This is a genomic window from Micromonospora sp. CNB394 (genome assembly GCF_000374985.1).
In the GTDB taxonomy this organism is placed as follows: domain Bacteria; phylum Actinomycetota; class Actinomycetes; order Mycobacteriales; family Micromonosporaceae; genus Micromonospora; species Micromonospora marina.
Genome location: NZ_KB895827.1, coordinates 253,931 through 278,643, shown reverse-complemented (window position 1 = coordinate 278,643; position 24,713 = coordinate 253,931). Strand labels below are relative to the sequence as shown.

Annotated in this window: 25 protein-coding genes and 1 riboswitch; of the genes, 2 read left to right on the top strand and 23 right to left on the bottom strand. The window is 73.9% G+C overall.

Annotated elements, in window-relative coordinates; translation table 11 throughout:
- Window positions 1-5: 5 nt before the first annotated feature.
- The 14 genes from rplT to rpe all read right to left on the bottom strand — a co-directional run bounded on the left by rplT (window position 6) and on the right by rpe (window position 10,431).
- On the bottom strand, window positions 6-398 hold the full coding sequence (rplT, locus tag C569_RS0107130) for a 50S ribosomal protein L20 (protein ID WP_013285541.1): 393 nt from the start codon (window positions 396-398) through the stop codon (window positions 6-8).
- Window positions 399-430: 32 nt separating this feature from the next.
- Window positions 431-625 (bottom strand): 50S ribosomal protein L35, encoded by a 195-nt coding sequence (gene rpmI, locus C569_RS0107125; RefSeq protein ID WP_026267805.1) that lies wholly within the window; start codon window positions 623-625, stop codon window positions 431-433.
- A gap of 19 nt (window positions 626-644) precedes the next feature.
- Window positions 645-1,292 carry a translation initiation factor IF-3 gene (gene infC, locus C569_RS0107120; protein ID WP_018785103.1) on the bottom strand — a complete coding sequence of 216 codons (648 nt, stop codon included), beginning with the start codon at window positions 1,290-1,292 and terminating at the stop codon, window positions 645-647.
- Between the two features lie 325 nt (window positions 1,293-1,617).
- On the bottom strand, window positions 1,618-2,091 hold the full coding sequence (locus C569_RS0107115) for a PH domain-containing protein (RefSeq protein WP_018785102.1): 474 nt from the start codon (window positions 2,089-2,091) through the stop codon (window positions 1,618-1,620).
- Window positions 2,088-3,050 carry a DMT family transporter gene (locus tag C569_RS0107110; protein WP_018785101.1) on the bottom strand — a complete coding sequence of 321 codons (963 nt, stop codon included), beginning with the start codon at window positions 3,048-3,050 and terminating at the stop codon, window positions 2,088-2,090. The genes C569_RS0107115 and C569_RS0107110 overlap by 4 nt, the downstream gene beginning before the upstream one ends.
- Entirely contained in the window at window positions 3,047-3,892 is an 846-nt protein-coding gene (gene hisG / locus C569_RS0107105) for an ATP phosphoribosyltransferase (RefSeq protein WP_018785100.1), read from the bottom strand. Before hisG ends, C569_RS0107110 begins: the two co-directional genes overlap by 4 nt.
- Before the next feature lie 43 nt (window positions 3,893-3,935).
- A complete protein-coding gene (locus tag C569_RS0107100) occupies window positions 3,936-4,217 on the bottom strand; it encodes a phosphoribosyl-ATP diphosphatase (RefSeq protein WP_196806691.1) in 282 nt (93 codons plus the stop codon).
- A 26-nt stretch (window positions 4,218-4,243) separates the two neighbouring features.
- A complete protein-coding gene (ribH, locus tag C569_RS0107095) occupies window positions 4,244-4,741 on the bottom strand; it encodes a 6,7-dimethyl-8-ribityllumazine synthase (RefSeq protein WP_018785098.1) in 498 nt (165 codons plus the stop codon).
- Window positions 4,742-4,745: 4 nt separating this feature from the next.
- Window positions 4,746-6,011, bottom strand: a complete 1,266-nt coding sequence (locus C569_RS0107090; RefSeq protein WP_026267803.1) for a bifunctional 3,4-dihydroxy-2-butanone-4-phosphate synthase/GTP cyclohydrolase II — start codon at window positions 6,009-6,011, stop codon at window positions 4,746-4,748.
- Entirely contained in the window at window positions 6,008-6,703 is a 696-nt protein-coding gene (gene pnuC / locus C569_RS0107085) for a nicotinamide riboside transporter PnuC (protein WP_018785096.1), read from the bottom strand. The genes C569_RS0107090 and pnuC overlap by 4 nt, the downstream gene beginning before the upstream one ends.
- Window positions 6,703-7,314 (bottom strand): riboflavin synthase, encoded by a 612-nt coding sequence (locus C569_RS29895; RefSeq protein ID WP_018785095.1) that lies wholly within the window; start codon window positions 7,312-7,314, stop codon window positions 6,703-6,705. Before C569_RS29895 ends, pnuC begins: the two co-directional genes overlap by 1 nt.
- Before the next feature lies 1 nt (window position 7,315).
- On the bottom strand, window positions 7,316-8,377 hold the full coding sequence (ribD, locus tag C569_RS0107075) for a bifunctional diaminohydroxyphosphoribosylaminopyrimidine deaminase/5-amino-6-(5-phosphoribosylamino)uracil reductase RibD (protein WP_018785094.1): 1,062 nt from the start codon (window positions 8,375-8,377) through the stop codon (window positions 7,316-7,318).
- A gap of 168 nt (window positions 8,378-8,545) precedes the next feature.
- Window positions 8,546-8,718: riboswitch (FMN riboswitch) on the bottom strand.
- Window positions 8,719-8,792: 74 nt separating this feature from the next.
- On the bottom strand, window positions 8,793-9,749 hold the full coding sequence (locus C569_RS0107070) for a response regulator (RefSeq protein WP_018785093.1): 957 nt from the start codon (window positions 9,747-9,749) through the stop codon (window positions 8,793-8,795).
- Window position 9,750: 1 nt separating this feature from the next.
- On the bottom strand, window positions 9,751-10,431 hold the full coding sequence (gene rpe / locus C569_RS0107065) for a ribulose-phosphate 3-epimerase (protein WP_018785092.1): 681 nt from the start codon (window positions 10,429-10,431) through the stop codon (window positions 9,751-9,753).
- 261 nt (window positions 10,432-10,692) lie between these two features.
- Between rpe and C569_RS0107060 the strand changes: the two genes are divergently transcribed.
- Window positions 10,693-11,580 (top strand): septum formation family protein, encoded by an 888-nt coding sequence (locus tag C569_RS0107060; protein ID WP_018785091.1) that lies wholly within the window; start codon window positions 10,693-10,695, stop codon window positions 11,578-11,580.
- A gap of 76 nt (window positions 11,581-11,656) precedes the next feature.
- On the top strand, window positions 11,657-12,547 hold the full coding sequence (locus C569_RS0107055) for a septum formation family protein (protein ID WP_018785090.1): 891 nt from the start codon (window positions 11,657-11,659) through the stop codon (window positions 12,545-12,547).
- Window positions 12,548-12,592: 45 nt separating this feature from the next.
- On the opposite strand, the gene C569_RS0107050 is transcribed toward C569_RS0107055, so the two are convergent.
- From C569_RS0107050 to coaBC, 9 genes are all read right to left on the bottom strand, one after another.
- Window positions 12,593-14,347 (bottom strand): M28 family peptidase, encoded by a 1,755-nt coding sequence (locus C569_RS0107050; protein ID WP_018785089.1) that lies wholly within the window; start codon window positions 14,345-14,347, stop codon window positions 12,593-12,595.
- Between the two features lie 236 nt (window positions 14,348-14,583).
- Entirely contained in the window at window positions 14,584-16,101 is a 1,518-nt protein-coding gene (locus tag C569_RS0107045; RefSeq protein ID WP_018785088.1) for an RsmB/NOP family class I SAM-dependent RNA methyltransferase, read from the bottom strand.
- Window positions 16,098-17,024 carry a methionyl-tRNA formyltransferase gene (fmt, locus tag C569_RS0107040; protein ID WP_026267802.1) on the bottom strand — a complete coding sequence of 309 codons (927 nt, stop codon included), beginning with the start codon at window positions 17,022-17,024 and terminating at the stop codon, window positions 16,098-16,100. Before fmt ends, C569_RS0107045 begins: the two co-directional genes overlap by 4 nt.
- A 5-nt stretch (window positions 17,025-17,029) precedes the next feature.
- Window positions 17,030-17,590 (bottom strand): peptide deformylase, encoded by a 561-nt coding sequence (gene def / locus C569_RS0107035; protein WP_018785086.1) that lies wholly within the window; start codon window positions 17,588-17,590, stop codon window positions 17,030-17,032.
- A gap of 42 nt (window positions 17,591-17,632) precedes the next feature.
- The gene (locus C569_RS0107030; protein ID WP_018785085.1) at window positions 17,633-18,895 is read right to left on the bottom strand and encodes a cytochrome P450; all 1,263 of its coding nucleotides are present in this window, start codon (window positions 18,893-18,895) and stop codon (window positions 17,633-17,635) included.
- A gap of 95 nt (window positions 18,896-18,990) precedes the next feature.
- Window positions 18,991-19,971: an AAA family ATPase gene (locus tag C569_RS0107025; RefSeq protein ID WP_018785084.1), complete on the bottom strand. Its 981-nt coding sequence runs from the start codon at window positions 19,969-19,971 to the stop codon at window positions 18,991-18,993.
- A 225-nt stretch (window positions 19,972-20,196) separates the two neighbouring features.
- A complete protein-coding gene (locus C569_RS0107020; RefSeq protein WP_018785083.1) occupies window positions 20,197-22,146 on the bottom strand; it encodes a primosomal protein N' in 1,950 nt (649 codons plus the stop codon).
- A 59-nt stretch (window positions 22,147-22,205) separates the two neighbouring features.
- Window positions 22,206-23,411: a methionine adenosyltransferase gene (metK, locus tag C569_RS0107015; RefSeq protein WP_036345276.1), complete on the bottom strand. Its 1,206-nt coding sequence runs from the start codon at window positions 23,409-23,411 to the stop codon at window positions 22,206-22,208.
- An 82-nt stretch (window positions 23,412-23,493) separates the two neighbouring features.
- On the bottom strand, window positions 23,494-24,702 hold the full coding sequence (coaBC, locus tag C569_RS0107010; RefSeq protein WP_018785081.1) for a bifunctional phosphopantothenoylcysteine decarboxylase/phosphopantothenate--cysteine ligase CoaBC: 1,209 nt from the start codon (window positions 24,700-24,702) through the stop codon (window positions 23,494-23,496).
- Between the last annotated feature and the right edge of the window lie 11 nt (window positions 24,703-24,713).

Genomic DNA, 24,713 nt, shown 5'->3' with positions numbered 1-24,713 from the left:
TGGGGTCAGGCGGCCTGAGCCGCGGCGCCACCGGTGCCCTCGGCCGCCACGGCGGCGCGGGCCAGCTCGACGATCGCCGCGAACGCGGCGGCGTCGTTGACGGCCATGTCGGCCAGGATCTTCCGGTCGACCTCGATACCGGCCAGGCGCAGGCCCTGGATCAGCCGGTTGTAGGTCAGGCCGTTGGCCCGGGCGCCGGCGTTGATCCGCTGGATCCAGAGCTGCCGGAAGTCGCCCTTGCGGTCGCGACGGTCCCGGTAGGAGTACTGCATCGAGTGCAGCACCTGCTCCTTGGCCTTGCGGTACAGCCGGGAGCGCTGACCGCGGTAGCCGCTCGCGGTCTCCAGCAGGGTACGACGCTTCTTCTGGGCGTTCACAGCCCGCTTGACGCGTGCCATCTCAACTCCTTCTTCGGTTCAGGTGGCGCGCGTCAGCGGCCGAGCAGCTTCTTGATGCGCTTGACGTCGGCCTTGGCCAGCTCGACGGTGCCGGTCAGCCGACGGGTCTGGGTGCTGGGCTTCTTCTCCAGGTTGTGGCGAAGGCCGGCCTGCTGGGCAACGATCTTGCCCTTGCCGGTCACCTTGACCCGCTTGCCCATACCCGTGTGGCTCTTCATCTTCGGCATTGGAACGTCTTCTCCCCTGTTACTGGCCGCTGGTCTCAGCGGTCGTGCCGGTCTCGCCGGCTGCTGCGGTCTCGCCGGCCGCCGGGGTCTCGCCGACCGGAGCGGCCGGTTCCTCCGCTGCCCGGTCGCGCGGTCCACCGCGGGACGCCGTGGCGGCGACCGCGGAGGCCTTGACGGCCCGGTGCGGAGCGAGAACCATGATCATGTTTCGGCCGTCCTGCTTCGGCGCGGCCTCGACGTATCCCAGGTCCGTGATCTCGGACTCGAGCCGGCGCAGGAGCCGGTAACCCAGCTCCGGACGGCTCTGCTCCCGACCGCGGAACATGATCGTCACCTTGACCTTGTCGCCGGCCTTGAGGAACCGCACCACGTGACCCTTCTTGGTCTCGTAGTCGTGCGGGTCGATCTTCGGCCGGAGCTTCATCTCCTTGATGACGGTCTGCTGCTGGTTACGCCGCGCTTCGCGCGCCTTCAGTGCGCTCTCGTACTTGAACTTGCCGAAGTCCATGAGCTTGCACACCGGCGGGCGCGCCATCGGCGCAACCTCGACCAGGTCCAGGTCGACGTCCGCGGCCAGCTGCAGGGCGCGCTCCAGCGGGACGATGCCCACCTGCTCACCCTCAGGGCCGACCAGTCGGACCTCACGTGCCCGGATCTGCTCGTTCACGCGTGGTTCGACGCTGATGGGGCCTCCTCGAGTCGAGTCTCCTACGGTGCCGACTCCGTGGGCTCCCGGGTGGGAGCCGACCCGGAAAGCAGAAGGCCCCGGCGTATGCCAGGGCCCACTCGACCGGTCGGCACGATCACAGGATCGCGCATCCGGCGCCGGGACGTGCCCGAAACCGGGGACCGGACCCGGCCACCGTGGCGGCGACTCGGGTGGGAGCGGGCGCTCCGCTTCTCGACCGCCCGCACGTCAGGGACGGGGGCAGTCTGGTCGACTCCGCAACACTACACCCTCGGCCCAGGCCCGCCCAAACCGGGCTCGCTGGTCAGCGGGGTGCCGACTGGCCGGCGGACAGCGCCGCCAGGTGCGCCTGGTGCAGGCGGCGCAGCGCGCGGACCGCCTCGACGGCGCTCTCCTTGTCGGCGGCCTGCAGCGCGACCATCGGCAGCAGGTCGTCGTCGTGCAGCTCCAGGCTGGCCCACGGGGCACCCCGGTCGAACCGGACACCGCGGACGACCTCCCACGGCAGCTCGTACGAGCTGAACACGTTGCGCACCCGGACGCCCCTGACGTCGGCGACCACGCGGGGGCGGGTGAACAGCAGGAAGCCCAGCGCGCCGAAGACGCCCAGGCCGATCATGGCGAACTGGTCGCCGCGCTGGAACGTGCCGTAGCCGTTGCCGGTGGCGCCGGTCAGCGACGTCGCGACGAGGCTGAACACCACGAGCAACGTGACGGCCGAGGCCCAGCAGACGACCCGGACGCGGCGGGGTCGCACGGTCACCACGGAATCGCTCACCCGACCAGTCTGCCATCCGGTTCGCGTACGCCTTCGGCCGCCACCCGGGCCGGGCTGCGCCGGCGCAGCCCGGTGACCACCACGGCGAGCAGCGTGAGCAGGGCGCCGGCCAGCACCGGCAGCCGGACACCGGGGCCGCCGGGCAGCGCCAGGTCCAGCAGCAGCGCGCCGCCGAGCTGCCCGGCCACCAGCGCCAGGCCGGTCCGCAGCACCCCTGCCGCGCGTACCCCGACCAGCAGGGCCAGCACGATGCCGACGCCGAGCAGCCCGCCGGGGTAGAGCCACCACTGGGCGGGCCAGCGGGGCGCGGTCGCCAGCGCGCCGGTGAGCGCCGCGACCGCGCCGATCACCACCGTGCTGACCGCGAAGTTGACGGCGAGGCCGGCGGCGGGGCCGACCGAGGCGGCGACCCGGCCGTTGAGCGCGGACTGCCCGGCCACCGCCAGCCCACCCAGGACGCAGAGCAGCACCAGCCCGGCCGCCAGGTCACCGACCGGGCGGCCGAGCTGCGCCAGCGCGACCGCGCCGACGCCGAGCACCGCCCCGCCGACGCGGGGCAGCGTGAGCGGCATCCGCCCGGTCGCGGCCAGCCCGACCCGGTCCACCGCCAGTCCGCCGAGGCTGCCGCCGGCCACCTGGGCGATCGTGAACACCGCCACCCCGAGCACCGGCACCACCACCGGCGCGACCAGCACGATCACCGCGCCGCCCACCCCGCCGAGGTACGCCCACCACGGCAACCCGGACCGGCGCAGCCCGGCCAGCCCGGCGCGCATCGACGGCAGCGCCACGATCCCGGCCAGCACCAGCAGGCAGCCGCCGAGGTTGTTGACCACCGCGCCGATGACCGGGTCACCGGTCCGCTCGCCCATCTCGGCGTTGACCGCGCCCTGGGCGGCCGAGGCCACGCCGCCGGCCACGACCACCGCGAGCGCGGCCGGGAGCGGCAGCGGCCTCACAGCCGGCAGGCGTGGATGTTCGTGACCAGGATCGCGCGGGCGCCCAGCTCGTACAGTTCGTCCATGATCCGGTGGACGTCGTCCCGGAGCACCATCGCCTGCACCGCGACCCAGCCCTCCCGGTGCAGCGGCGAGACGGTCGGCGACTCGATGCCGGGAGTCAGCGAACTGGCCCGGTCGAGCAGGCCGGCCGGCACGTCGTAGGCGAGCATCACGTACCGGCGGGCGACCAGGACGCCGTGCAGCCGGCGCAACAGTTGCTCCTGCTGCCCGCCGCCGGGCGTACCCGCGCGCCGGACCAGCACCGCCGAGGAGCGCAGCAGCGGCTCGCCGAAGACCACCAGGCCGGCCTGGCGCAACGTCGCTCCGGTCTCCACCACGTCGGCGACCACGTCGGCCACGCCGAGGCGGATGGCGTTCTCCACCGCGCCGTCCAGGCGGATCACGTCGGCCTTGACGCCCAGCTCGGCCAGGTGCCGTTCGACCAGACCCGGGTACGCGGTGGCGATCCGGTGCCCGCCCAGCTCCCGAACGTCGTCCACGTCCTGCGGGCGGGCGGCGAACCGGAAGGTGGCCCGCGCGAAGTTGAGGTCGACCACCTCCTCGGCCGGCGCGCCGGAGTCGATCAGCAGGTCGCGGCCGGTGATGCCGACGTCCAGGTCGCCGGAGCCGACGTAGGTGGCGATGTCCTTGGGACGCAGGTAGAAGAACTCGATGTCGTTGGGCTCGTCCCGGCAGACCAGGTCCTTCGGGTCGGTGCGCTGGCGGTAGCCCGCCTCGCGCAGCATCCCGGCGGCCTTCTCGGCCAGGGCGCCCTTGTTGGGTACTGCGACACGCAGCATGGGAGTGCTCCTTCGTTCGATCGGACGATCAGCGGACGGGCACTCAGAGATGTCGGTAGACGTCCTTCAGTTCCAGGCCGGTGGCGAGCATCAGCACCTGCGCCTGGTAGAGCAGCTGGGAGATCTCCTCGGCGGCCCGCTCCGGGCCCTCGTGCTCGGCGGCCATCCACGACTCGGCCGCCTCCTCGACGACCTTCTTGCCGATGAAGTGCACGCCCTTGGCGAGCGCCTCGACAGTGCCCGAGCCCGGGGTGCCGGCGGCGGCCTTGGCCTGCAGCTCGGTGAACAACTCCTCGAACGTCTTCACGGAAGGCGATTCTTCCAGCCGCCCCGGGTGACGGGCCGGGTGGGTCAGGCGAAGCCGACGCGGTGGGCGGACTGGGCGTCCAGGGCGCGGACGGCCAGGGCGGCGTCCAGCGCCGCCACCGTCGCCGACCAGCCCTTGTCCTCGGCCGAGCCGGGCAGCCCGGCCCGGTCCCGGGCCTGCTCGACGGTGTCGACGGTGAGCACCCCGTGCGCCACCGGCTTGCCCTCGTCCAGCGCCACCCGGGTCAGCCCCTCGGTGACCGACTGGCAGACGTAGTCGAAGTGCGCCGTCGCGCCGCGTACCACCACGCCGAGCGCGACGACCACGTCGAAACGGCGGGCCATCGCCTGGGCCACCACCGGCAGTTCGACCGAGCCGGCCACCCGGGCCACCACGGCCCGCGCCCCGCACGCCTGGGCGGCGGCCACCGCACGCTCGGTCATGTGGTCGGTCAGGTCGCCGTGCCAGCGGGCGGCCACCACGCCGACCGTCATGCCGGACGCGTCCACAGCGGTCACGCCCGGCTCACCGAAACCCGCCATCGCCCTACGCTCCGATCTCGTCACCGGCGACCGGGCGGCCCATCGGCGCCTCGGTCACCTCGTCCAGTCCGTCCAGCAGGTGACCCATCCGGTCCCGCTTGGTGCGCAGGTAGCGCACGTTCTCCGGGTTGGACCGCACCGGCAGCCCCTCCCGGCCGGTCACGGTGAGGCCGTACCCCTCCAGCCCGGCCCGCTTGGCCGGGTTGTTGGTCAGCAGCCGCATCGACCGGACCCCCAGGTCGTAGAGGATCTGCGCGCCCGTGCCATAGTCGCGGGCGTCGGCCGGCAGACCCAGGTCGAGGTTCGCGTCCACCGTGTCGCGGCCCTGGTCCTGGAGCTGATACGCCTGGAGCTTGTGCAGCAGGCCGATGCCCCGGCCCTCGTGCCCGCGCACGTAGAGGACCACCCCGCGGCCCTCCGCGGCGACCCGGGCCAGCGCAGCCTGCAACTGCGGCCCGCAGTCGCAGCGCAGCGAGCCGAACACGTCGCCGGTGAGGCACTCGGAGTGCACCCGGACCAGCACGTCCCGCCCGTCACCGAGGTCGCCCGTGACCAGCGCGACGTGCTCGGCCGGGTCGTGCTCGGCGCGGTAGCCCAGCGCCCGGAACACGCCGTACGGGGTGGGCATCCGCGCCTCGGCGGCCAGCTCGACCTGCTTCTCGGTGCGCCGCCGGTGGGCGATCAGGTCCGCGATGGTGACCAGCGTCAGCCCGTGCTCGGCGCAGAACTTCTCCAGGTCCGGCAGGCGCATCATGGTGCCGTCGTCGTTCACCAGCTCGCAGAGCACCCCGGCCGGGCGCAGACCGGCCAGCCGGGTCAGGTCCACCGCAGCCTCGGTGTGCCCGGGGCGGCGCAGCACCCCGCCGGCGCGGGCGCGCAGCGGCACCACGTGACCGGGCCGGGCCAGGTCGGTCGGGCCGGTCGCGGCGCCGGCGAGCAGCCGGATGGTGTGCGACCGGTCGGCGGCCGAGATGCCGGTGCTGACGCCCTCCCGGGCGTCCACGGTCACCGTGTACGCGGTGCCGCGCCGGTCCTGGTTCGTGTGGTGCATCGGTGGCAGGTCCAGCCGGTCGCACTCGTCCTCGGTCAGCGGCACGCAGATGTAGCCGGAGGTGTAGCGGACCATGAACGCGACCAGCTCCGGCGTGGCCAGCTCGGCCGCGAAGATCAGGTCACCCTCGTTCTCGCGGTCCTCGTCGTCGACCACCACCACCGGGCGCCCGGCGGCGATGTCCGCCACCGCCTGCTCGATCGAACCGAACGTGCTCATGCCACGGCCTCCGTGTACGTCGCCGGGATCGGGGCGGGCGCGGTCGCGACGGCCCGGGAGGTGCGCCACCAGCTGTACAGGCCGGCCGCGCAGAACGCGCCGTAGACCAGGTACATGGCGGCCGACGGGTAGAAGCCGCCGCGCAGCAGCAGCGGTACGCCGACCGCGTCGACGGCGATCCAGATCAGCCAGAACTCCACCCAGCCGCGGGCCATGCCGTACGTGGCGAGCAGGCTGCCGACCAGGATCCAGGCATCAGGCAGCGGCCCCCACGAGCCGAGCGCGGCGAGCGCCGGGTACGCGACGGCGGTGCCGACCGCGGCGGCCACGAGCAGGCCGAGCCGCTCCGGCCAGGTGGCCCAGCGCGGCACCACGGCCGGCTGGTCCCCGCCACCGGCGCGCCGGTTGCGCGACCAGCGCCACCAGCCGTACAGGCTGACGGCGAAGAAGAAGACCTGCCGGCCGGCCTGGCCGTAGAGGTCGTGCGCCTGCGGGGTGACGAAGACGCCGCCGAGGAACACGGTGAGCAGCAGCGCGTTGCCGATCATGCCGACCGGCCAGGCCCAGACCACCCGGCGCAGCCCGAGCAGCGCCGAGGCGAGGCCGAAGACGTTGCCGACGATCTCCCGGACCAGCACCGGCGAACCGGCCACGTGCACCTGGGCGTCGAGCAGCCAGCCGAGCGGGCCCATCACCGGGCACCCCCCGCGCCGCGGTCGCCGAGCAGCCGCTCGACGTACTTGGCCAGCACGTCGACCTCCAGGTTGACCGGGTCGCCGATCTGCTTGGTGCCGAGCACGGTGAGCTTGAGCGTGGTCGGGATCAGGCCGACGGAGAACCAGTCGTCGCCCGCCTCGGCGACGGTCAGGGACACGCCGTCGACGGTGATCGAGCCCTTCTCCACCACGTAGCGGGCCAGATCGGCGGGCAGCCGGAACCGCACGGTCTCCCACTGCGCGGCGGGCTCCCGGGCGACGACCTCGCCGACGCCGTCGACGTGCCCCTGCACCAGGTGCCCGCCGAGGCGGCTGCCGAGCGCGGCGGCCCGTTCCAGGTTGACCGGGTCGCCGGGGCGCAGCGCGCCGAGCGCGGTGCGGCGCAGCGTCTCGCCCATCACGTCGGCGGTGAACACGCCGCCGTCGACGTCGACCACGGTGAGGCAGACGCCGTTGACGGCGATCGAGTCGCCGTGCCGGGCGTCCGAGGTGACGAGCGGGCCGCGGATGGCGACCAGCGCGGAGTCGTCGCCGGTCTCGGCACTCCGGACGATCTCGCCCAGTTCCTCGACGATGCCGGTGAACATGTCAGCCCTCCCTCTTCCGGGGCAGCGCGGTGATCCGCAGGTCGGGACCGACCCGCGTAACGTCGGTGATCTCCAGATCGATGGCGTCGGCGATGGTGCTCACGCCGGCGCCGAGCAGCGCGGCCGGGCCGGCGCCGAGCAGCTTCGGCGCGACGTACCCGACGATCCGGTCGACCAGGCCGGCGGCGAGGAACGCGCCGGCCAGCGTCGGCCCGCCCTCCAGCAGCGCGGCCCGCACACCCCGGTGGTGCAGCTCCGCGAGCAGCGCCGCCAGGTCGACCCGGCCGTCCGGCCCGGCGCCGACCTCCGCGGCGGTGGCGATCCACGTGCGGGCGGCACCGTCGCGGACCCGGGCGTCGGCCGGAGTACGCCCGGAGCTGTCCACCACCACCCGCAGCGGCTGCCGGATGGCGAGCGTGCCGTCGCGCAGGTTGCGGGCGGTCAGCCGGGGATCGTCGGTGAGCACGGTGCCCACCCCGGCGAGCACCGCGTCGACGGTGCCGCGCAGCGCGTGCACGTCGATCCGGGCCGCCTCGGAGGTGATCCACATGCTGGTGCCGTCGGCCGCGGCGGACCGTCCGTCGAGCGTGGCCGCGTACTTCCAGATCACGTACGGCCAGCCGCGGCGCATCGAGGTGAGCCAGGCCACGTTGCCGGCCTCGGCCTCCTGCGTGCGTACCCCCAGGGCGACCTGGACCCCGGCGGCGCGCAGCGTGGCCGCGCCGCCGGAGGCGACCGGGTTGGGGTCGGGGACCGCGATCACCACGCGGGACACCCCGGCGGCGATGAGCGCGTGGCTGCACGGGCCGGTGCGGCCGGTGTGGTCGCAGGGTTCCAGGGTGACCACCGCGGTGCCGCCGCGGGCGCGCGTGCCGGCCTGGGCCAGCGCGACGATCTCCGCGTGCGGGCCGCCGGCGTACGCGTGGAAGCCCTCGCCGACGACCTCGCCGTCGGCGTCGAGAAGCACGCAGCCGACCACCGGGTTGGGGCTCGTGGCGCCGAGGCCGCGCCCGGCCAGTTCGATGGCACGACGCATCGCCTCGTCGACGGAGACGCTCGCCATGGCCGCCTGTCCTCCCGCTCGCCGGTCGCGCGCGGGCGGGTGGGGAGGAACGGCCACGACGGCCGCGGGCACGCGGCGGCGGAGAACCCGGGGACGGCGACGCCGACCCCGGGGAGCCCACGCGGCAGCTGAGAGTGCTCAGCGGCCGGCAGGGGCCTCCCCCGTTCCGCGCGCTGTCTCCCATCCGGACTTTCTGGGGGCGGGCGAGCCGCACCCCAACCGTCGGCCCCGGATTCTCACCAGGTCCACCGTCCGGCCGAAGCCGTCCGGGTCGCGGGCTTACCACGGTCGGACCGTGGATCACCGCCGGTTCGGAATTTCACCGAGCCCCGCCAGCGCGTGGTGGGTATACGGGAAGTCTTACACGTTCCGCCCGGGCGCGCGCCACAGAGGCGAGCTACCTCACAGGACCGCCTCAGGTGACGCCACGCCGGCGGTCCACCGCCACGTACGAGCCGGGCTGGCTCTTGGCCAACGTCTTCATCTCCGAGGCCACCGCGATCGCCTCCAGCGGGTCGGTGAACCGCTTGCCGGAATCGGACAGCGAGACGCCGATGGAGAGCGTGACGAGCGCGGCGCGGCGGATGTTGCCGCGCCGGTCTTTCAGCTCGACGAAGCCGCGTTCCCGGTCGGTGGCGTCGTAGAGCGCGTCGGCGGCCTTCTCGAAGTCGACGACGGCCCGGCTGGTCAGCGGCCGGACCTGGCTGGGCGCGCAGACGATGACGAAGTCGTCGCCGCCGACGTGGCCGAGGAAGGCCGGCGGCAGCCCGATCGACACCACCGCCCGGTGCAGGCTGCGGGCCAGCGCAGAGATGAACTCGTCGCCGCGCACGAAGCCGTACCGGTCGTTGACGCTCTTGAACCGGTCGATGTCGATGTAGCCGACGGCGTAGTCGACGCCGTTGCGTACCCGGTCGCTGATCTCCCGCCGGATCCGGCTGTTGCCGGGCAGCCCGGTCAGCGGCGAGACCTCCCGGAACTCCTTGTTGCGCCGCAGCGTGGAGTTGACCCGGGCCACCAGTTCCAGCGTGTCGAACGGCTTGACCAGGTAGTCGTCCGCGCCGACACTGAGCCCGTTGACCTTGTCCTGGGTCATCCCCTTCGCGGTCAGCATGATCACCGGCAGGGCCGAGGTCATCGGGTCGGCGCGCAGCCGCCGGGTCAGTTCCAGCCCGTCGATGCGGGGCATCATCAGGTCGACCACCGCGAGGTCGGGCCGCTGCCGCTCGATGACCTCCAGCGCCTCCTGGCCGTCGGCGGCGTGCAGCACCTCGAAGCCGTGCAGGCGCAGGTTGAACTCGACGAAGCGGGCGATGTCCTCGTCGTCGTCGACGACGAGGATCACGTCGGGTCGCTCGCCGGACGGGTCCATCTCAGGCCCCGGTCATCGCGCGTTCCGCCAGGCCCCGCAGGCGGCGTACCGCCTCCGCGGGATCGTCGGCGCCGTAGACGGCGGTGCCCGCGACGAACGCGTCGGCACCGGCCGCGGCGGCCTGCTCGATGGTGTCCGCGGCGATGCCGCCATCGACCTCGATGCGCAGCTCCAGGTGCCCGCTGTCGACGTGCCGGCGGGCCGCGCGCACCTTGTCCAGCAGTTGCGGCAGGAAACGCTGGCCGCCGAAGCCGGCCTTGATCGTCATGATCAGCAGCGTGTCGAAGCTCGGCAGCAGCTCCAGGTACGGCTCGATCGGGGTGTCCCGGTCGATCGCCAGCCCCGCCTTCGCCCCGGCCGACCGCAGGTCCTTCGCCAGCGCCACCGGGTCGTCGCACGCCTCGGCGTGGAACGTGACGTTGTACGCCCCGGCGTCGGCATACCCGGGGGCCCAGCGGAGCGGGTCGGTGATCATCAGGTGCACGTCGAACGGGATGCCGGTGACGGCGCGTAGGCTCTGCACCACCGGCAGCCCGATGGTCAGGTTGGGCACGAAGTGGTTGTCCATGACGTCCACGTGCAGCCAGTCGGCGGCGGACTCCACGGCACGGACCTCGTCGGCGAGGCGGGCGAAATCGGCGGCCAGGATGCTGGGCGCGACGATCGGCGGCGGTACGGTCACCGGGCCAGTGTACGAACGGGGTGATCCGGAGGTCACGGCACGCCTCCCGGAGTGACAGGTGGTGATGCTCAATTCACCGGCGGTGCACCATCCGCCCGTCGGGAGAGAGAATCGGCACGAATAGTCGCCGGCGACTGGCCGATCGAGTGGAAGATGACGAAACTCCTACGGGGACGGTCACGTATGCTGCACGCCCGGGCGCGGGGGACGCCGGTCGGGCCTGCGACGACCGGCTGTCATCTCTCCCGGAGGGGGCGGACGATGCGACGGTGGCTCCACGTGCTCGCGCTGGCCGGCGCCGCGACTGCGGTGCTCGCCGGATGCGCGCAGACACACCGGGCCGACGGCGACCTGGTCGACGACTGGGCGGCGCTGCCGGCGCCGCAACTGTTCGTCCCGGCGACCGAGGCGTGCCTGCCCCGGCTGAGCACAGTGGTGGCCGCGGCCACGTACGAGACGGTGAACTGCGCGGGCAGCCACCTCGCCGAGACCGTGCACGTCGGCCGGTTCAGCGGGCCGGCCGCGCAGGGCGTGCGCCCGGAACCGGGCTCACCGGCGCTGCGGACCGCGCGCGTCGAGTGCGACCAGCAGGCCCGCGAGATGATCGGCGGGGACTGGCACGCCGCCCGGCTGACGCTGAACATCGCCCTGCCCACAGTCACCGCGTGGACGTCCGGTGCCCGCTGGTTCCGCTGCGACATCGCCGAGACCGACAGCATCGACAACACCCGCCCGGTCAACCGGGTCGGCAGCCTGCGCGGCGCGCTCGTCGGCGACAACCCGCTGGTGCACAGGTGCTTCGACCCGAAGCTGATCGGCCAGAACCTCAACTACATGGCCCCGGTGCTGTGCACCGAACCGCACCGGGCCGAGTTCGTCGGCGTGTACGAGGAACGCGACATGAGCTGGGCGGAGTTCACCGAGGGCGCACCCGCCACGCACCGGCGCTGCATGACGCTCATCGCCGCGTTCGCCGAGGTGCCGGACAACGCCGAGCTGCCGTACCGGGCTGGATCCATCTTCTATCCGCCGTCGCAGCGCGAGTGGGAGGAGGGCGACCGGGGCGTGCGCTGTTTCCTGTGGAGCGACGACCGCAAGCTGAACAGCTCGGTGCGCGGCGCCGGGCCCGAGGGACTCCCGATCACCTGAGCGGCTGCCGTATGCTGCACCGCCGAGGCGTACCGGTCGGCCGGGCGGCGCCGGATGCGCGGGGAGGTCGGTCGGGATGCGGCGACGGCGGGTGGCGGTCATCGTGGGGGCGGCGCTGGCGCTGGCGCTCGGTAGCTGTGCCGCGCCGGCCGGAGTGGACCGGGACCTGGTCGACGACTGGCCCGCGTTCGCCGCGCCGGTCGGTTTCGTGCCCGCGGCGGGAGCCTGTCATCCCACGGTCGCCGACGTCGGCTACCTGAGCGGTTACCAGCCGGTCGACTGCGCCACCCCGCACCGCACCGAGACGCTGCACGTGGGCACGATGACCGGTGCGGAGGCGGAGCGTTCCGCGCCGCCGCGTACCGGCTCGGCCGGGATGCGCGCCGCGCACGCCGACTGCGCCCGGCAGGTCACCCGGGCCGTCGGCGCGGACTGGCGCGGCGGGCGGCTGCGACTGTCGGTGGTGTTCCCCTCGGCGCTCGCGTGGACCGGCGGGGCCCGCTGGTACCGCTGCGACCTCGCCGAGATCGCCGATCTGGACGAGGGCGCCGTGACCCAGCGCACCGGCAGCCTGCGGGGCGCGTTGAAGCCCGGCTCGAAGCTCGCGCTCGGCTGTTACAACCCGAAACTGAGCAAGGACGAGGTGCAGTCGATGCGCCCGGTGGCCTGCACCACCAGGCACCACGCCGAGTTCGTCGGCGTCTACCAGGCGCCGGACATCAGCTACGCGGAGTTCGAGCGCACGCCGCTGCGCACGCACAAGGCCTGCCGGGGTCTGATCGCCAAGTACGCGAAGCTGCCGAACGACGGCAACATGCAGTACCGGGCCGGCACCATCATCTACCACCCCTTCGAGGAGCAGTGGCGCGACGGCGACCGGGGCGTGCAGTGCTTCCTGTGGGTCTCCGAGCGTTCGCTGACCCGGTCGGTCAAGGGCGCGGGCGCCAAGGCGCTGCCGATCACCTGAGACCCGGGCGGGGCGGGCACCGGCACCGGCCCCGCCCGGGACCACTCAGCCGACCTGCAGCGTCACGTCGTCCACGACGAAGCTGGTCTGCAGCGAGGAGTCCTCGACCCCGGTCCATTTCAGGGTGACCGTCTGACCGGCGTACCCGGCCAGGTTGAAGGTGCGCTGGGTGTAGCCGGCGGCCTTGTTCAGGTTCGAGTACGTGGCCAGCGTGGTCGAACCGACCTGCACGGTCAGCTTGTCGTACGCGATCGAGCCGGTCGTCTCGGCCGTGTCGATGTGCAGCCAGAACGAGAACGTGTAGCTGGCGCAACCGGCCGGCAGCGTGACCGGCTGGGACAGCGTGTCGGTACGCGAGGTGCCGTACCCGTTCAGCCACGCCTTGTACGACCCGGTGCGGGCCGCCTGGCTGGAGCTGTTGGTGATCACGCCGGAGCTGGCCGTCCACGGCGTGGTGCCGGACTCGAAGCTGCTGTTGCCGATGAGCTGGCCGCCGGTGCAACCGCCGCTCCCGCCGGTCACGGTGAGCGTGTAGCTGGCGGTGCGGGTGGCCGAGCCGGTGCCGGTCACGGTGAGTGTGAACGTGCCGGTGGTGGCCGACGCCGAGGCGGTGACCGTCATGGTGACCGAGCCGCCCGAGGTGACCGAGGACGGGCTGAAGCTCACCGAGACGCCGCTCGGCGCGCCACCGGCGGACAGCGCCACGGTCTGCGCGCTGCCGGCGGTGGTGGCGGTGCTGACGGTGGCGGTGGTGGAGCCGCCCCGGGCGACGCTGCCGGAGGTGGGGCTCACCGAGACGGAGAAGTCGTTGGACGGCGTCCCGCCGCCGACCGCGAGCTGCCAGATCGCGTACGCGACGCCGTCCGCGGCCCGGTTGACGATGGTCGTGTTGATGTTGCTGCTGTTGTCGCAGGAGCGGTGGTAGCACCCGTCGTACGCCGCACCTGCGGTGCCGCCCCACTTGGCGGCCTGCGCCGAGCTTTTGGTGTAGCTGGCGCCCGCCGCGTAGCCGGAGGTCTGGATGCCGACGTTGGCGAACGAGTAGTCGTCCGAGCGGCCCTGACCCTCGGTGTTCTCCTCCGGCGAGATGCCGAGCGAGTCCCAGTACGCCTTCAGCGGCGCCGCGGTGGCCGAGGTGATGCGGTTGATGAAGTAGCCGCCGTTGGGCGAGCCCACCATGTCGAAGTTGTAGTAGCCCTTGATGTAGCCGCGCTGGGTGGAGCTGAGCTGGTTGACGTAGTACTTGGAGCCTTGGAGGCCCTGCTCCTCGCCGTTCCACCAGGCGAACCGGACCCGCTTTGTCATGGTCGGGTTCTGCGCGGCCAGCACCAGCGCGTTCTCCAGCAGCACCGACGAACCGGAGGCGTTGTCGTTGATGCCGGGGCCGGCGGCGACGCCGTCCAGGTGCGCGCCGAACATGACGACCTGGTCGGAGGGGCCCTTCGGCCACTCGGCGATCAGGTTGTTGCCCGGGTACGTGCAGGTGGTGCAGTACTGCTCGGAGATCGTGTAGCCGGCGGCCTGGAGCCTGCTCTTGACGTAGTCGACCGACGCCGTGTAGCCGGCCGAGCCGGACCGCCGGTTGCCGCCGTTGCTGCTGGCGATGGAGCTGAACTGGGTGAGGTGGGCCTGGATGTTGCTCAGGGAGACGTCCGGGGCGGCGAGCGCGGCGACGGCCGGGGCGGGGGCCGGGGCGAGGGCCGGGGCGGGCGCGGCGGAGGCGGTGCCGGCCAGGCTCGCCGTCGTCAGTGTGGCGACGAGGGCGAGCGCGAGGCTCGTGGTCGGCGTTCTGCGTCTCATGGAGACTCCTCGTGGGGGTTCGGCGGGCGGGGGTGCCGGGACCAGCGATCGGAACAGTTACATATATCGATCGAACAGTCAACGGGCTGTCACATCCCACCGGCCCCTCCCCCCACCGGGATGCCGCACACGCTCCATCCCTCCCCGACTTCTCCGCATGACGGTCAAGGAGTTCGCGTCCCGGGCACGGCGGCCCCAGGACACGAACTCCTTGATCGAATGCGGGAGAGGTGGGCTCAGACCCGGCGGAGGACCGCCAGGAACATGGCGTCGGTGCCGTGGCGGTGCGGCCAGAGCTGCACCGTGGGGCCGTCACCCAGACCCGGCATGCCGGCCGGCAGCAACGGCCGCGCGTCGACGAAGTCGACGCCGAAGCCGCACCGCCGGGCCGCCTCGGTCACCGTCACGTGCGTCTCCACCACGTGCGGCGAGCACGTCACGTACGCCACCAGGCCACCCGGCCGGGCCGCCCGCAGCGCGGCGGTCAGCAGTTCGCGCTGCAACCGGGTCAGCGGCGGCAGGTCCGACGGCTGGCGGCGCCACCGCGACTCCGGGCGGCGGCGCAACGCGCCCAGCCCGGTGCACGGCGCGTCCACGAGCACCCGGTCGAAGTGCCCCTCCGGCAGCTTCGGGTCGCTGCCCACGCTGCGCCCGTCGGTGTTCAGCACCGTCACCGGCAGCCCGCGGGTGGCCTGTTCGACCAGTCGCGCCCGGTGCTCGGCCACCTCGACCGCAGTCAGCCGCGCGCCGCGGGTCGCGGCGAGCGCACCGAGCAGGCCGGACTTGCCGCCCGGACCGGCGCACAGGTCCAGCCAGCGGCCGTCCGGGCCGTCCAGCGGAGCCGCCGCCAGCGCGTCCGCCACCAGCTGGGAACCCTCGTCCTGCACGTGCGCCCGGCCGTCGGCCACCGCCGGCAGGTCACCCGGCGCGCCGCCGGGCAGGTACACCGCGTACGGCGAGAACGCACCGGGTGCGCCACCCACCTCGTCGGCGAGCGCCACCGGATCGGCCAGACCGGGCCGGGCACACAGGTGCACCGGCGGGCGCTCGTTGTCCTCAATGAGCAGCCGGGTCGTCTCGCCCATGTCGCCGCCGAGCGCCTCGGCGAACGACCGCACGATCCACTGCGGATGGCTGTACGCCAGCGCGAGGTGCCCGATCGGGTCGGTCTCCTGCGCCGGGGCGAGCTTGGCCACCCAGGCGTCGGAGTCCCGGCTCGTGATCTCCCGCAGCACCGCGTTGGCGAACCCGGTGGCACCCGGTCCCACGGACCGGACCAGGTCGACGGTGGACGACACCGCGGCGTGCGCGGGCACCCGGGTGTGCAGGATCTGGTACGCCCCGAGCCGCAGCGCGTCGCGCACCGGCGGGTCGATGCGCTGCACGTCCCGCCCGGCCGCGTCGGTGACGACCGCGTCGAGCGTGCCGGTGTGCCGCAGCGTGCCGTAGGTCAGCTCGGTGGCGAACGCGGCGTCCCGGCCGGTCAGCCCGGCCTCGCGCAGCATCGCCGGGAGCACCAGGTTGGCGTACGCGTCGTCGCGGTGCACCGCCGCGATCGCCTCGTACGCGATCTGCCGGGGCAGGTCGACGGCCGGGCGGGCCGGACGCCCGCCCCGCCGGTCCCCACCGAACCGGTCCCCGCCCCGCCGGTCGCCACCCGGCCGATCCCCGCCGCGCCGGTCACCGCGCTCACGCGCGTACCCCCGGGGGCGCTCGCCCTCGACGGGCCGGTCCGGGCGCGACGGCCCCGTCACGCGAACACCTCGCCGGCGGTGACCCGGGCGCCGCGCGCCCAGTCACCGGCGGCCATGGCCTTCTTACCGGCGGCGCGCACCTCACCGAGGCGCACCGGCGCGGTGGCGGTGCCGACGAGCACGCCGGACTTCTCCACGTGCAGCTCCCCCGGCTTCAGCTCCGGGCCGTCGGGCAGCGGGGTGACCGGGCCGAGCTTGACCCGGTCGTCGCGGAACGTGGTCCACGGTCCGGGCGCGGGCGTGCAGGCACGGACGCGCCGGTCGACCGCGAACGCGGGGTCGGCCCAGCGGACCCGGGCGTCCTCCACGGTGAGCTTCGGGGCGAGCGAGACGCCGTCGGCCGGCTGCGGCACGGCCCGGGCGGTGCCCGCGCCGATCGCGTCGAGGACCGCGACCAGCAGCCCGGCGCCGGAGTGCGCGAGCCGCTCCAGCAGATCACCGGAAGTGTCGGCGGGACGGATCTCGTCGGTGACGGTGCCGTAGACCGGGCCGGTGTCCAGCCCCTCCTCCAGCTCGAAGACGCTGGCCCCGGTCAGCTCGTCGCCGTGCAGCACGGCGTGCTGCACCGGAGCGGCGCCGCGCCAGGCGGGCAGCAGCGAGAAGTGCAGGTTGATCCAGCCGTACCGGGGGATCTCCAGCGCCACCGGCGGCACCAGCGCGCCGTAGGCGACCACCGGTACGCAGTCCGGCGCCAGCTCGCGCAGCCGGTCGAGGAACTCCGGCTCGCGCGGGCGGGCCGGGGTGAGCACCTCGACGCCGTGCGCGTCGGCCCACGCGCCGACCGGCGAGCGGGCCAGTCCCCGGCCCCGCCCGGCCGGGGCGTCGGGCCGGGTGACCACGGCGAGCAGCTCGTGCCCGGAGGCGGCGATCGCGTCCAGGGCGGGTACGGCGACAGCCGGCGTGCCGGCGAAGACCAGGCGCATCCGGGTCACCGCCCCAGGCCGAACGGGTTGCCGGCGGCGTGCGGGCTGAGCTTGACGGTGGGCGGCGCGGCCTGGTCGTACCACTCGGCCTGGCGGATCGCCTTCATGGCCTCCTTGCGGCCGGCCGGGTCGAGCCGGTCGACGAAGAGCACCCCGTCGAGGTGGTCGGTCTCGTGCTGCACGCAGCGGGCCATCAGGCCGGTGCCGACGATCTGCACCGGATCGCCGTAGCCGTTGAAGCCCTTGGCGACCACGTTCTGCCGGCGCTTCGTGTCGAAGTAGAGCCCGGGGATGGACAGGCAGCCCTCCGGGCCGTCCTGTTCCTCGGAGTCGGGGAACTCCAGCACCGGGTTGACCAGGTGACCGAGGACGTCGTCGACGTCGAAGGTGAACACCCGCAGGCCCACCCCGAGCTGCGGCGCGGCCAGACCGGCGCCGCTCTGCTCGCGCATCGTGTCGGTCAGGTCGGCGATCAGCTTGCGCAGCTCGGCGTCGAAGTCGACGACCGGGTCGGCCGGTGTGCGCAGCACCGGATCGCCGAACAGACGGATGGGCTGGACGGTCACTCGGCGTTGCTCCTTGTCTGGGTCGAACGATGCCCGTCCAGTCTACGGAGTCGGCCCGGCCGCCCCGGGTCGCGTACCGGGAACGGTGACCGGGGCCGCCTGACGCCCCACGCGCACCGGCAGCGTGGCGTGACCACGCAGGGTGAGCCGGACCCGCCGCTCGGGCCGGCCCGCCACCGCCAGCCCGGGCAGCCGGCGCAGCAGCAGCGGGAATGCCACCTGCGCCTCCAGCCGGGCCAGCGCCGCGCCGAGGCAGTAGTGCGGGCCGGCGCCGAAGGAGAGCGGCGCGCTCTGCGCCCGCCACGGGTCGAAGCGGGCCGGATCGGGATAGCGGCGGGGATCACGGTTGGCCGCACCGAGCAGCACGATGGCCCAGCTCTCCGGCGGCAGGTCCACGTCGCCGTGCCGGGACGGGGCGGTGCTCATCCGTGAGGTGAGCTGCACCGGCGAGTCGTAGCGCAGCAGCTCGTCGACGTACGCGGGCGCGAGGTCGGGCCGGTCGCGCAGCGCCGCCGCGGCCCGCGGATGGTCCAGCAGCGCCACCAGCCCGTTGCCGAGCAGGTTGGTGGTGGTCTCGAAACCGGCCACCAGCAGCACGATCAGGTTGGCCAGCAGCTCGTCGCCGGAGAGCCGGTCGCCGTCGTCGTGGGCCTGGACCAGCGCGGTGGTGAGGTCGTCGGCCGGGGCCCGGCGGCGGGCCGCCACCAGTTCGGTGAAGTAGCTCCGCAGCTCGGCCGCGCCCCGGTCGGCCACGGCCAGCTCGTCGGCGGTGATCTCCGGTTCGAGCACGCCGGTCAGGTCGGTGGCCCAGCGCCGGAACAGCGGCCGGTCCGCCGCCGGCACGCCGAGCAGCGCGCAGATCACGCCGACCGGCAGGGGGTACGCGAACGCGGCCATGAAGTCGACCGGCCCCTCGGCGGCGAGCATCCCGTCGACCAACCCGTCGGCCTGCGCCCGCACCACGTCCCGCATGGCGGCGATCCGGCGCGGGGTGAACGCGCCGGCGACCAGCCGCCGCATCCGGCTGTGGTCGGGCGGGTTTGTGCGCAGCATCGACCGGGAGATCGACAGCACCGCCGGGCTCTCCCGCCAGCCGGGCATGAGCTGGTCTCGCACCACGTCGTCGGTCACGCCGAACCGGGCGTCGCGCAGGACCGCGTCGGCCTCGGCGTAGCCGGTGACCACGTAGAAGACCGGCCCGGCCTGGACCACCGGGCCGTGCGCGCGCAGCCGCTCGTACGTCGGATAGGGGTCGAGGCGACCCTCGGGGGACATCAGCAGCGCGAGCGCGTCGGCAGGGTCCACGAATCCGCCTCCCAGGCATCGGAGACCCTCATCATGCTCCGTGCTGCCAGACCGGAGTCAACCCGTCACGGTGAGGTGGCGGTGTCCCCGTGCGGTCAGACGCCGGCGCCCGGCTCCCCGGCGAGCACCGGACCGCCGCCGAGCAGCGCGTGCTCCGGCAGCGGCAGCGTGATGCCGTGCGCGTCCTCCCAGTCGTGGATCAGCCCCGGGCGGGCCTGCGCGGTGAAGAAGTCGAGCGCGCTGATCCCGCCGACGACCGGCTCCTCCACCTCGGCGACCAGCCGTGCCGGGACCATCGGCAGCCCGGCACGCACCGCCGCGCTGAGCCGCCGGTGCCCGTCGACGACGAAGAAGTACTCGCCGGTGTAGCCGATGCTCAGCGGCTCCGGCTGCTCGCCGCTGCCGGCCGTCCCGGCGTCGGCGTCGGCGTCCCAGAGGCCGCGCAGCGCCGACACGTCCTCGGTGGGGTACACCCGGTTCGGGTCGAGCAGCAGCAACGGCTGGCCGGCGCGCAGCACCTCCGCGCCCAGGCGGCCCTCGTAGACGTCGATGACGTGCGCGATGACCTGCTCCGGGTTGGCCCGGGTGGTGTCGCAGACCAGGTCGTAGTTGCGCAGGCGGGCCTTGTCCACGCCGTACCGGACGATGAACCGGCCGCGCTCGCTCTCGCTGCGCTCGCGCAGCTTGGCCCGCGCCTCCTCCAGCGAGGTGTAGCTCTCGGCCGGGCCGGACGGGCGGGCCAGCACGCGCCGGGCCGCCTCGGTCGGCTCGGTGATCATGTGCACCTTGAGCGCGTCGGTGAAGAAGTGCCAGGCCAGGCGGGAGTCCATGACCAGGGACTCACCCGAGGCGGCGATGTCGCGCTGGAGCTGGTCGACGTACCCGTCGACGGCCTGGTCCAGCTCGGCGTGCAGGTTGAGCTGGAGGGCGGTCATCTGCCGTTCCTGGGCCATCTGGCGGTAGAGGTCGCCGACGCTGACCCGGCGCAGCCCGAGCCGCTCGGCGATCTCGACCGAGACGGTGCTCTTACCACTGCCGAGGTCACCGTTGAAGACGATCGACTGACGAACGGTCACGAGTGGTCCATCCCTGCTCACCGGCTGACTGACGACATCGAGTGTCGGCCCGACGTGCTCTGGCACCCGCCGCGCCGCGTCCCGCGCGGGGAAACCGCGCAGCTTGGCATGACGGGCGATGCTATCACCGCCCGCTACTCGACTGCCGGACAAGGTGTGCGTCAAACCCCAGCTCACGACCGTGTGCGAGGGCCCGCGTGCGCAGTGTCACACGGATGCCTCCGCTCAGAACAGGATGAGCGGATCGACCTGGAGGCGTACCGGTTCGGCCGCCTTGCGGGCGCTGCGCTGCCCGGCGGCGGCGTGCAGCGCCTCGGCCATCGCGGCGGCCCGGGACCGGGGCACGCGGACCAGCATCCGCTCCCGGCCCTCGTCGGCCGGCACCGGGCCGAGCACCTCGGCGTCGCCCGGCAGCCGGGCGCCGGCGAGCAGGTCGGCCACCGCCTCGGCCGCGCCGGTGACGCTCGCCATCCGCACCGCCGGCGGGAAGCCCAGCTCCCGCCGCTCGACCAGTTCCCGGGCGGCGAACCAGGCGGAGTCCCAACGCAGCAACGCCTGCACCGGGGCCAGCGCACCGTCGGCGACCACCACCACCCGGCCGCCGGCAGCGCCCGGCCGGGCCAGCGCGGCGGCGGCCGTCCACCGCCGCAGCGCCTCCTCGCCGGCCCGCAGGTCGGCCCGGGTCAGCAGCGCCCACGAGTCGAGCAGCAGCACCGCGCCGTAGCCGCCGTCGGCGACCGGCTCGGCGCCCGGGGTGGCGATCACCAGCCCGGCCCCGCCCGGCACGGCCGCGAGCACCTCCTCCCGCCCGGACGTACGCACCGGCACGCCGGGGAAGGCGCGGCCCAACTCCTCGGCGGTCCGGCGGGCACCGGTCACCGAGGCGCGCAGCCGCCGCCCGCCGCACTCGGGGCAGGCGTACGCGGCAGCCACCCGGCCGCACCAGCGGCAGGCGGGCGTACCCTGCGCGGACGGCAGCGCGAGCGGCCCGGCGCAGTGCGGGCAGCGGGCCGGGGCGCGACAGTCGGCACAGGCCACCGACGGCACGTACCCGCGGCGCGGCACCTGCACCAGCACCGGCAGGTCCGCGCGCAGCGCGTCCCGGGCGGTGGTCCAGGCCAGGCTCGGCAGCCGCGCCGAGGCCGCGCCGGGATCGCGGGCCAGTTGCGGGTCGTCGCCGGTGGGCGCCATGGCCGGGGTACGCGCGCGCACCACCGCCCGGTCGGCCACCACCTCGCGCGCCCACCCGGTCTCGACCAGCAGCTGCGCCTCGGCGGTACGCGCGTACCCGCCGACCACCGCGGCGGTGTCACCGAGCTGCGCCCGGGTGAGCAGGACGTCCCGGGCGTGCGGGTAGGGCGCGCGCGGTTCGGCGTGCAGGTCGTCGCCGTCGTCCCAGATCGCCACCAGGCCCAGCCGCCGCACCGGGGCGAACATCGCCGCCCGGGTGCCGATCACCACCTCCGCGTCTCCGGTCAGGGCGGTGAGGAAGCTCCGGTAGCGGCGGGCCGGGCCGTCGGCGGCGGTGAGCCGGACGTGCCGTCCGGCGCCGAGCACGGCGGTCAGGGCCGCGTCGAGACGGTCCAGGTCACGGGCGTCGGCCACCACGACCACGGCCCCCCGGCCGCCGGCCACCGTGGCGGCGACCGCGTCGGCGTACCGGTCGGCCCAGTCCTCGCCCGGCAGCGCCGACCAGACCGCGCGGGCGGGCTTGCCCTCGGTGAGCGCGCGCAGCAGCGCCGGCCCGGCCGGGTAGTCCCGCCAGCCGCGCGGATCCACCTCCGCCCGGGCGTCCACGTCGGCGGTCCCGGGCGGTACGCCGGCGGGCGCGGCGGTGGTCGGCGCGTCCGCGGCGGTGACGGCCTTCTCGGCGCGGGCGTGCCGGGGCGGCACCGCCAGCCGGAGCACGTCGGCGAGGCTGCCGGCGTACCTGTCGGCGACCGCGCGGGCCAGCCGGGCCACGTCCGGGGAGAGCACCGGCACCGGGGAGACGACCTTCTCCAGGTACGCGAGCTTCGGGTGCTCGGACGACTCGGCGCGGCCCAGCAGCCAGCCGTCGACGAGCTGCCCGGCGAACCGCACCTTCACCCGCACGCCGGGCCGGGCGTCGGCGTCGAGCGCCTCCGGCACCAGGTAGTCGAAGGGCCGGTCCAGGTGGGGCAGCGGCACGTCCACGCAGACGCGCGCGACCGGCGACCCCGGTGCGGGTCGCCGGTCGCGGCGCGTGGTGGCGGTCAGGCTCCCGCGGCCGACTTGAGGTCGGCGGCCCGGTCGGTGCCCTCCCAGGTCAGTTCCGGCAGTTCCCGGCCGAAGTGGCCGTACGCGGCGGTCTGCTGGTAGATCGGGCGCAGCAGGTGCAGGTCCCGGATGATGGCGGCCGGACGCAGGTCGAACACCTCGGCCACGGCCTTCTCGATCGAGGCGACCGGCACGGTCTCGGTGCCGAACGTCTCGATGAACAGGCTCACCGGGTGCGCCTTGCCGATCGCGTACGCGACCTGCGCCTCGCACCGCTCGGCCAGCCCGGCGGCGACCACGTTCTTGGCCACCCAGCGCATCGCGTACGCGGCCGACCGGTCGACCTTCGACGGGTCCTTGCCGGAGAACGCGCCGCCGCCGTGCCGGGCGTACCCGCCGTACGTGTCCACAATGATCTTCCGGCCGGTCAGGCCGGCGTCACCCATCGGGCCGCCGATCTCGAACCGCCCGGTCGGGTTGACCAGCAGCCGGTAGCCGTCGGTCTCCAGGCCGAGGCTCTCCAGCTCCGGGGCGATGACGTGGTCCCGGATGTCCGGGGTGAGCAGCGACTCAAGCGAGATGTCCGCCGCGTGCTGGCTGGACACGACGACGGTGTCGAGCCGGACCGGGCGCAGCCCGTCGTACTCGATGGTCACCTGCGTCTTGCCGTCCGGCCGCAGGTACGGGATCGTGCCGTCCTTGCGGACCGCGGCGAGCCGCCGGGCCAGCCGGTGTGCCAGCGCGATCGGCAGCGGCATCAGCTCGGGCGTCTCGGAGCAGGCGAAGCCGAACATCATGCCCTGGTCGCCGGCGCCCTGCGCGTCCAGCGCGCTCTCCGACCCGCCGGTACGCAGCTCGAAGGCGTTGTCGACACCCTGGGCGATGTCCGGCGACTGGGCGCCGATGGACACGCTGACGCCGCAGGACGCGCCGTCGAAGCCCTTCTTCGACGAGTCGTAGCCGATGCCGAGGATGGTCTCGCGGACGATGGTGGGGATGTCGGCGTACGCCTTGGTGGTCACCTCGCCGGCCACGTGCACCTGACCGGTGGTGATCAACGTCTCCACCGCGACCCGGCTGTGCGGGTCCTGGGCGAGCAGCGCGTCGAGAATGCCGTCACTGATCTGGTCGGCGATCTTGTCCGGGTGGCCCTCCGTGACCGATTCGGACGTGAAAAGACGTGTCACGGCACTCCTAAGCATGTGAAGACTTTTAAAGGTCGCTCGGCGGCAGTTTAGTCTCCATCGTTGCGCCGTGAACCGATGAACGCGGGTCGACCAACCGTCAGGAACGCGACGGCAGCCGCCGACAGACGAGGTCCCAGACGGCGTCGGCCAGGGCCTCCTTGGGCTGCTCGGGCAGCCGGTGCACACCGCCGTCGGCGCCGATCACGGTGGCCGCGTTGGTGTCGGCGCCGAAGACCTTGTCCACGCCGACCTCGTTGACCACGATCATGTCGGCTCCCTTGCGGACCAGCTTGGCCCGGCCGTTGGCCTCCGCGTCGTCGGTCTCCGCGGCGAAGATCACCAGCACCTGTCCGGGCCGGCGACGCCGCCCCAGCTCGACGGCGATGTCCGGGTTGGTGACCAGCTCGATGGTCGGCGCGACACCGTCGCCGGACTTCTTGATCTTCCCGGTGGAGTAGCCGGCCGGCCGGAAGTCGGCGGGGGCGGCGGCCATCACCACGACGTCCGCGTCGGATGCCGTCGCGAGTGTGGCGTCGCGCAGTTCCTCGGTGGTGCCCACCCGGACCAGGTCCACCCCGGCCGGGTCGGGCAGCGCCACGTTTGCCGCGACGAGCGTGACCCGGGCACCCCGGGCCACTGCGGCGCGGGCGAAGGCGTACCCCTGCTTGCCGGACGACCGGTTGCCCAGGAACCGGACCGGGTCCAGCGGCTCGCGGGTGCCCCCGGCGGTGACCACCACGTGCCGGCCGGCCAGGTCCGCCTCGGCCCCGGCGCCGCGGGCCAGCGCCCGGCGGGCCACCGCGAAGATCTCCGCCGGGTCGGGCAGCCGGCCCTTGCCGGTGTCCCGCCCGGTGAGCCGGCCGACGGCCGGCTCAATCACGCGGACGCCCCGCGAGCGCAGCGTGGCCACGTTCGCGACGGTGGCCGGGTGCTCCCACATCTCGGTGTGCATGGCCGGGGCCAGCAGCACCGGGCAGCGCGCGGTCAGCAACGTGTTGGTGAGCAGGTCGTCGGCCAGGCCGTGGGCGGCCTTGGCGAGCAGGTCGGCGGTGGCCGGTGCGACCACGACCAGGTCGGCGTGCTGCCCGTGCCGCACGTGCGGCACCTCGTGCACGTCGGACCAGACGTCGTCGGCGACCGGCCGGCCGGACAGCGCCGCCCAGGTCGGCGCCCCGACGAAGCGGAGCGCCGAGGCGGTCGGTACCACCCGGACCCGGTGACCCGACTCGGTGAAGAGTCGGAGCAGCTCACACGCCTTGTAGGCGGCGATACCGCCGCCGACCCCGAGGACGATCTCGGCGGGCATCGGCGCGGCGC

What these genes read in the sequence shown, in the direction of transcription:
- ribH (WP_018785098.1), bottom strand. Translation starts at nt 4,741, where the DNA reads ATGGCGGGTTTCGGTGAGCCGGGCGTGACCGCTGTGGACGCGTCCGGC.
- coaBC (WP_018785081.1), bottom strand. Translation starts at nt 24,702, where the DNA reads ATGCCCGCCGAGATCGTCCTCGGGGTCGGCGGCGGTATCGCCGCCTAC.
- C569_RS0107060 (WP_018785091.1), top strand. Translation starts at nt 10,693, where the DNA reads ATGCGACGGTGGCTCCACGTGCTCGCGCTGGCCGGCGCCGCGACTGCG.
- hisG (WP_018785100.1), bottom strand. Translation starts at nt 3,892, where the DNA reads ATGCTGCGTGTCGCAGTACCCAACAAGGGCGCCCTGGCCGAGAAGGCC.
- rplT (WP_013285541.1), bottom strand. Translation starts at nt 398, where the DNA reads ATGGCACGCGTCAAGCGGGCTGTGAACGCCCAGAAGAAGCGTCGTACC.
- metK (WP_036345276.1), bottom strand. Translation starts at nt 23,411, where the DNA reads ATGCTTAGGAGTGCCGTGACACGTCTTTTCACGTCCGAATCGGTCACG.
- C569_RS0107050 (WP_018785089.1), bottom strand. Translation starts at nt 14,347, where the DNA reads ATGAGACGCAGAACGCCGACCACGAGCCTCGCGCTCGCCCTCGTCGCC.
- C569_RS0107090 (WP_026267803.1), bottom strand. Translation starts at nt 6,011, where the DNA reads ATGAGCACGTTCGGTTCGATCGAGCAGGCGGTGGCGGACATCGCCGCC.
- C569_RS0107055 (WP_018785090.1), top strand. Translation starts at nt 11,657, where the DNA reads ATGCGGCGACGGCGGGTGGCGGTCATCGTGGGGGCGGCGCTGGCGCTG.
- rpmI (WP_026267805.1), bottom strand. Translation starts at nt 625, where the DNA reads ATGCCGAAGATGAAGAGCCACACGGGTATGGGCAAGCGGGTCAAGGTG.
- C569_RS0107070 (WP_018785093.1), bottom strand. Translation starts at nt 9,749, where the DNA reads ATGGACCCGTCCGGCGAGCGACCCGACGTGATCCTCGTCGTCGACGAC.
- fmt (WP_026267802.1), bottom strand. Translation starts at nt 17,024, where the DNA reads ATGCGCCTGGTCTTCGCCGGCACGCCGGCTGTCGCCGTACCCGCCCTG.
- C569_RS29895 (WP_018785095.1), bottom strand. Translation starts at nt 7,314, where the DNA reads ATGTTCACCGGCATCGTCGAGGAACTGGGCGAGATCGTCCGGAGTGCC.
- pnuC (WP_018785096.1), bottom strand. Translation starts at nt 6,703, where the DNA reads ATGGGCCCGCTCGGCTGGCTGCTCGACGCCCAGGTGCACGTGGCCGGT.
- ribD (WP_018785094.1), bottom strand. Translation starts at nt 8,377, where the DNA reads ATGGCGAGCGTCTCCGTCGACGAGGCGATGCGTCGTGCCATCGAACTG.